Raw genomic sequence first — 1493 nt, 5'->3', positions numbered from 1 at the left:
CGCGGAATAGACGGTATGGGGAGGCTGGGGCCTCACCACATGTGAACGTGGGTTGCCGTCAGGAATTGGGTCCTGGCCGGTAGAGCCACAACTGTGGGAGGCCCCAGTGAAGATTCAGCGTACGAGTGTTGGTTTGGATGTGCATGCGCGTTCGGTATTCGGGTGTGGGTTAGACGGTGAGACCGGTGAGGTGTTTTCGCGCCGGTTGAGTACCGACCATCGCGAGATCCTGGACTGGGTTAACGGGTTACCCGGTCCGGTCGCGGTGACCTACGAAGCGGGCCCGACCGGATTCGGGTTGGCGCGATCGCTGCTGGAGAACCGGGTGCAGTGTCTGGTGGCTGCGCCGTCGAAGTTGGTGCGCCCGAGCGGTGATCGGGTAAAAACCGATGCCCGTGATGCCGCGCATCTGGCCCGGTTGTTGCACCTGGGTGAGATCACCGCGGTCTGTGTTCCCAGTGTCGAACGCGAAGCGGCCCGGGATCTGGTGCGGGCTCGAGAAGACTGTCGGGCTGATCTGATGCGGGCCCGCCACCGCGTTGCGGCGCTGCTGCTGCGTCACAACATCGTCTACTCCGGCGGGCCGGCCTGGACGCTCACCCACCTGGCGTGGCTATCCCGGCAGCACTTCCCCGCCCCTGCCCAGGCCGCTTATGACACCGCGGTGGAGGCCATGCTGTCCTGCATCGACCGCCGTGACCGCCTGGACGCAGCGATCGCGGCGATGGCCGTCGACAGCGAGTTCACCGCGGTGGTGCGCCGGCTGGGCTGTCTGCGCGGAGTCTCGACGTTGACCGCGTTCGGGTTGGCTGTCGAGATCGGGGACTGGTCCCGGTTGACCGGCCGTTCTATCGGGGCCTACCTGGGGTTGGTGCCCACCGAGTACTCCTCCGGCGCCTCGCGGGTGCAGGGCTCGATCACCCGAACCGGCAACGCTCACGCCCGCCGCTTGCTGATCGAAGCCGCCTGGCACCACCGCCGCCCTTACCGTCCTGGTGTCGAGCTACGGCGACGCTGGCAGGCTGCCAGCCCGGCCGCCCGCCGACGGGGCCAGCAGGCCAACCATCGCCTCCACACCCGGTGGTGCGGGTTCGACGCCCGCGCCAAACGCCCCGCGGTGGCCAACGCGGCCATTGCCCGCGAGTTGGCTGGCTGGTGCTGGTCACTGGCCGTCCTGCAGGAGTAGCGGCGCTCCCCACAACGTTCAGTTGCTGACCTCGTCACCGGTTCTGGTGGGCACGCTGACGATGATCCGCGTGAATGCTATGAGCAACCCCAACGGGCCACGCTCGTGAATAGACAGCGGTCCATCGCCACTCGAAACACCGTCCTGCGGTAGCCAATCCGCGCATTTCAGACTGACAAGCCGTCGCTACGACACGCGCGCCAGTCCCGGCATCCGAGACCAGCACTGACCGAGGAAGCGGCGGCCGCAACGACGGTTGAGGCCGCCGCTTCACCCTGCCCACTTGACAAACCACTCCCCATATCAG

Annotated in this window: 1 protein-coding gene; it reads left to right on the top strand. The window is 66.8% G+C overall.

The features are described 5' to 3' along the window. The first annotated feature begins 106 nt into the window (after nt 1-106). A complete protein-coding gene (locus DMB80_RS27725; protein WP_205538989.1) occupies nt 107-1186 on the top strand; it encodes an IS110 family RNA-guided transposase in 1080 nt (359 codons plus the stop codon). Nucleotides 1187-1493: the final 307 nt, after the last annotated feature.

Origin of the sequence: Mycobacterium kyogaense (genome assembly GCF_003254575.1) — a bacterium.
GTDB lineage: Bacteria > Actinomycetota > Actinomycetes > Mycobacteriales > Mycobacteriaceae > Mycobacterium > Mycobacterium kyogaense.
This window is presented reverse-complemented; position numbering and strand designations above follow the sequence as displayed.